Consider the following 5,352-nt stretch of genomic DNA (forward strand, 5'->3'; position numbering starts at 1 on the left):
GCTGAAAGGCGGGCCGGCACGCAGGCCGGCCCCTACCGGACGGTGAGGATTTCGTTGGACGAGGGCATCTCATCAGCGGAGATGGAGATGAAAACAGCGGGGCCGCTTCGATGAGAGAAGCGGCCCCGCTGTTCATCTACCGATGACCCGTCTGGCATCTACAGAAGCCCGCCGTGCATCTACCGGCCGTGCATCTCCTGATGCGGGGCGGTGATGCCGACGGGGAGGCGGATGCTGAAGACGGTGCCCGCGTCGTCGCTGCGGCACTCGATCTCGCCACCGTGCTCGCGGACGATGCGGCGCGAGATGGCGAGGCCCAGGCCCGTTCCCTCGTCCGCCGATTTCGTGGTGAAGAGCGGGTCGAAGATCTGCGGCAGCACGTCCGGCGGGATGGCCGGGCCGTCGTTGGAGATGTCGATGCGCACCGTGGCCGCGCCCGCCGCGCCGTCCCCCACCGAGGTCCGCGGCGACTCGGCCGATGCGCCGGCGGTGAGGACCGCGCCGTCCACCGTGGCGGCCACCCGCAGCGTGCGACCGCCCTCGCGCAGCGCCTGCTCGGCGTTGATGAGGATGTTGAGGAAGACCTGCTGGAGCTGGTGCGCGTCGGCCACCACGGGCGGCAGCGAGCCGGGCACCTCCAGCACCGGGTGGATGCCGGCGGCGCGCAGGTCGCCGTGGCGCAGCTCCACCGTGGCGCGCAGCACGTCGGCCACGTCCACCGGCTTCCGCTCCAGCGGGTGCCGCCGCGCGAACCCCAGCAGGTCGCCCACGATGCGGGTGCAGCGCTCCACGCCCGCCAGGATCTCGCGCAGCCCCGCCTCGGTCGCCTCGTCGGGCGCGCCGCGGAGGAGGATCTGCGCCTGCGCACCGATCACCGCGAGCGGGTTGTTGAGGTCGTGCGCCACGCCGCTGGCGACGAGGCCCAGGGCGGACAGCTTCTCCCGCTCGCGCAGGTGCTCCTCCAGCCGCACGCGCTCCTCCACGAGCCGCTTGGTGCGCAGGTGCGCGGCGATGCGGGCGCGGATCTCGGCGCCGCGGAAGGGCTTGGGGATGTAGTCGCTGGCCCCGGCGTCGAAGGCGGCGTAGGCGCTCTCGGGGTCGGTCTTGGCGGTGACCATCAGGATGGGCAGCGCCAGCGCGTTCCACCGCTCGCGCGCCCAGTGGCACACCTCCAGCCCGCTGATGCCGGGCAGCATCCAGTCCAGCACCAGCAGGTCCGGCGTCTCCTCGCTCTCCAGCGCGCGGATGGCGGCGTGGCCGTCGGTGGCGATGGAGACGCGGTAGCCCGCCTGCTTGAGGATGGAGCCGAGGACGCGGGCCGACGCGGGGTCGTCTTCCACGATGAGCACCGACGCCTGCGCGCCGTCGTCCACCAGGCCTGCCAGGGAGGGGGTCATGAAAGCAGCGGGGCGGGGTCGGTGAGGCGCGCGCGGAGGCCGGCGGCGGGAAGGGACAGCAGGTCCAGCATGGGTGCCGCGGACAGCTCGCGCCGCTCCACGCCGAACACGCGGAAGGCGCGCGCCGTGTAGTACAGCTCGTCGGCCACGCGGGGCAGGTCGATGAGGCCCGCGCTGCCTGCGGCCGTCAGGCGCTGCACGCGGCCGGTGCGGCGCAGGAGCAGCAGGTCCAGCCCCATCATCCGCGGCTTCTCGGGATAGTCCACGAACACGCCGCCGGGCGGCAGCCCCATCTCCGCCGCCAGCCGCAGCTCCAGCGCGTGGACCAGGCCGCCCTCGGCGTACAGCCACTCCTCGGCTGGAAGCCCGCGAAGGGCCTCGCCGGGCAGCTCCAGCGCGCGCTTGGGCAGGCGGCGGTCGCGCACGGCGGGCAGCCACAGCTGGGCGACGCGGCGGGCGCCCTCGCCCTCCATCGCCCCCGCGCGGACCTCCAGCAGCGCGAGCAGCCGTTCGTCGCTCTGGCCGACGAGCTCGCCGGGGCTCACCACGCCCGCATCGACCGACTCCTGCACCAGGCGCTTGTACAGCGAGGTGGCGGCGCGCACGGCGTGGTGCCAGTAGACGTTGCGGAACATCTGGTACTTGGAGAAGAGCAGCGACTCCACGGCCGAGAGGCCCTTCTCGTGGATGCCCACCTCCATGCGCCCCGTCTCCGGGTCGCGCAGCAGCGTCATGGCGTGCAGCAGGCGGTCCACGTCCACCTCGCCGTACGGCACGCCGCAGAAGAGCGCGTCGCGGCGCAGGTACTCGATCTTGTCCAGGTCCAGGCTGCCGGAGACGAGGCCCTGGAGCGGGCTGCCGGACCTGGCGCGGATCAGCGCCTCGATTCGCTCCGGCGCGTTCGGCGCCACCTCTTCCAGCGCGGCGCGGATGGCGGGTGCGGCCAGGAAGCGCGCCGTCAGCTCCTCGTGGTGGCCGGGCACGCGCTCGGCGTCAAGCTCCTCGAGCGCGTGGCTGAACGGGTAGTGCCCGATGTCGTGCAGCAGCGCCGCGTACGGCACCAGCCGGCACTCCGCCGGGTCCACGCCTTCCAGCTCGCCGCGCTCGCCCAGCAGCCCCATGGCCCAGCGCGCCAGGTGGTACACGCCCAGCGCGTGGTCGAACCGCGTGTGCGTGGCGCCGGGGTACACGAGGTACGCCAGCCCCAGCTGGCGGATGTGCCGCAGCCGCTGGAACTGGCGAGTGTCGATGATGCGGAGCGCCGTGGGGTCCAGCCGGATGGTGTTCCAGAGGGGGTCCCGTACGACTTCGAACTCGCGCTGCGGGTGGGGCTCGGTGCGTTGCATGAGGGGCGGGATTGTACGCCCCCGCGCCGCGATCCGTCAAGCCCCGCCAGGTTTTTCGCCGGATCGTGACACCGCGCGTCCAATCCACCGGAGCGGCCGGAAGAACGTGTCTCGCGCGGAGGCGCGAAGGCGCGGAGAACACATCGCTCCTCCGCCGTTCTCCGCGTCCTTCTATGAGAAGGCTGTTTCTGTCAAGGCCAACGTGGTGGCCTCGCCGACCCCCGGTCGGCACCCGTGCCCGGACCACTCTTCTATCCGCACTCAGGCACGATACGCCCTGTGCCGGTGCAAGCTGGTGTTCGTGGTACCGGGTCCGACGCTGCCAAACTCTGCGGCGGCCTCGAAGGCCAAGACGCGGAACGCAGTCGTCGGGAACGAGGTGTGTGGGCGTTGGTGCCTACCGTGCCGAATCATCCTGCCGCGCCCGGCCGTGCGCGCTTCCTCCTGCTCGGTCGTGCGCCTCAGGCGGTCTTGTGGCGCTGCACCCACTGCGGATCGTAGTCCGCGTCCGCGACCCAGAGACGGTGCAGCATCACGGCGAGCTTTCGCGCCACGGCCACCGCGGCTCGCTTCTTGGCGTTCTTGCCTCCGCGTGCCGCGAGCGCCTCGCCATAACGCCGCAGATCGCAGTCAGGCCCGAACGGTCCCAGGATGTAGTGCGCCGCGCTGACCAGGTACCTTCGGACCAGCTCGTCGCCCGCCTTGCTGATCCCCAGCTGCGGAGACGAATCGCTGCTCTCGTCCAGCTTCGGCACCAGCCCGAGGAACGCACCGACCTGGCGGCTGTGCTTGAACCGGTGTGGGTCTTCGATGGCCCGCGCGAAGGCGACCGCCGTCAGGGGACCGACCCCCTTGGGCTGCTGCAGGCGCACGGCCTCCGGATGCGCCTCGATCATCTGCTCCACCTGCCGGTCCATCCCCCGGATCCGCTTCGTCAGGTCCGAGATCACCTCCAGCAGCGGCATGAGCGAGGCGTGCAGCACCTCGGGCACCTGCGCGGTGGCCGTCCGCGCGAACGTATCCGCGGAGCACTTCGTGATCCGCGCGCCCAGCGACTTCACCGACCCGCGCACGTGATTGATCAGCTTCGTCCGCACCTGCACCAGTTGGTCGCGTGCCCGCAGCAGCGCCAGGTCCTGCTGTGCCTCCGCGCTGCGGTGCTGGATCGGGTGCAGCAGCTTCACGTCCGCACGCGCCTGGCGCGCCAGGAACTCCGCGTCGATCCGATCATTGCGACGCTTGCGCCGGCCCCCTTCCCGTACACCTCGCTCATGTTCGCCACCACCGCCTCGTGCCCGAGTGCCTTCAGCTGGCGCGATACCCACGGCGAGTGCGTGCTCACCTCCAGCGCCACCCGGCAGCGGGGCCGCCCGCCGAAGTACCGCTCGATCGCACCCGGCGTCGTCGCGACCGCCGCCGTCTTCACCACCGTGCCTGCTGCATCGATCTCGCACGTCCGGCTGAGCTTGTCCCCCAGGTCGAGCCCGATGGTTATTACCCCGCCCGCTAATTGGTTTGCGCGGCGTAGGTCACGTGTCGGCCCTGGAAATAGCGGCGGACGAGGTCAGGTCGGCGTTGCTTCCCGCGGAGGAAGGCGCGGACGTTCGCCATGAGGTTTTTCACATCCAGTGCACGCTTGCGACCCACCGCGTTGGACTTGACGTCCTGATTCACCAACTCGTCGGGGTTCAGCTCGGGGCTGTAGCTGGGTAGGTAGAACACGCTCAACCGGTCCTTCCGCTTCTCCACCCACTGCTTGACGACCTTCGACCGGTGCACCGGGTGGTTGTCGATGATCAGGAACAACTTCCCTTTGCTCTGCCGCAGCAGCCGGCGAAGAAACTTGATGAACACCTGTGAGGTGAAGCGTTCGCGGTAGATCATGAAGGCGAGCTTCCCCTGGTTCGTCACCGACGAGATCATGTTGCAGCTGAAGCGCTTGCCCGTGATCCGCACGACCGGCGTCTTTCCCCGCGGAGCGTATGAGCGCCCGGCAGTGTGGTCCGAACGCATTCCGCTCTCGTCGCCCCAGTGGATCTGAGCGCCTTCTTTCGTAGCCAGCCCCTGGATCGACGGGTACTCCTCCTTCAGCCAGCGCTCCACGGCTTCCCGGTCCTGCTGGTAGGCCCGCCGCGTCGGCTTCTGTGGCGTGAAACCCCACTTCGCCAGGTAACGCCCGGCCGTCTTGATCGAGACCTGCACCCCAAAGCGCGTCTGGATCAGCTTTGCGACCGCTTCGCGCGTCCACAGGTAGAACGGCAGCTTCAACTGATCTGGGCTGCGGTCACGCACCAGATCCGCGATCACCTTCCCCTGTTCCTCGTTTAGCCGCGTGCCTCCGACGCGTCGCCCCCGCCGCTGTGCCGCGAGAGCGGAGTCGCCGCCCGAACTGTGCGTCTTCAACCAGTTGCGCACCGCCTGTGGCGTGACCCCGAGGAGCTCCGCCACCTCTGACTTCTTCTTTCCAAGCTCCCGAACGGCGTGTACCGCGCGACGGCGAAGCTCTTCCTGGGCAGCTGCGGGCAGGGACCGCGCGTCGCGAGGCGTCATCCACCCAATCTACTGCTGGATCCCTACTAATGCAAACTATTTATCGTCCGGAGTAATAA

General features: G+C 69.8%; 5 protein-coding genes. All 5 read right to left on the bottom strand.

All coding sequences use genetic code 11. The features are described 5' to 3' along the window. Positions 1-179 precede the first annotated feature (179 nt). The gene (locus VFE05_11505) at positions 180-1,397 is read right to left on the bottom strand and encodes a response regulator (GenBank protein HET6230686.1); all 1,218 of its coding nucleotides are present in this window, start codon (positions 1,395-1,397) and stop codon (positions 180-182) included. Next, on the bottom strand, positions 1,394-2,743 hold the full coding sequence (locus tag VFE05_11510; protein ID HET6230687.1) for an HD domain-containing protein: 1,350 nt from the start codon (positions 2,741-2,743) through the stop codon (positions 1,394-1,396). The genes VFE05_11505 and VFE05_11510 overlap by 4 nt, the downstream gene beginning before the upstream one ends. Before the next feature lie 461 nt (positions 2,744-3,204). Beyond that, on the bottom strand, positions 3,205-3,966 hold the full coding sequence (locus VFE05_11515) for an IS110 family transposase (protein HET6230688.1): 762 nt from the start codon (positions 3,964-3,966) through the stop codon (positions 3,205-3,207). Further along, the gene (locus tag VFE05_11520; GenBank protein ID HET6230689.1) at positions 3,924-4,169 is read right to left on the bottom strand and encodes a hypothetical protein; all 246 of its coding nucleotides are present in this window, start codon (positions 4,167-4,169) and stop codon (positions 3,924-3,926) included. The genes VFE05_11515 and VFE05_11520 overlap by 43 nt, the downstream gene beginning before the upstream one ends. 80 nt (positions 4,170-4,249) lie before the next feature. Then, positions 4,250-5,293, bottom strand: coding sequence for an IS630 family transposase (locus VFE05_11525; GenBank protein ID HET6230690.1), 1,044 nt, complete (start codon positions 5,291-5,293; stop codon positions 4,250-4,252). Positions 5,294-5,352 lie beyond the last annotated feature (59 nt).

The organism is Longimicrobiaceae bacterium (assembly GCA_035696245.1).
In the GTDB taxonomy this organism is placed as follows: Bacteria; Gemmatimonadota; Gemmatimonadetes; order Longimicrobiales; family Longimicrobiaceae; genus DASRQW01.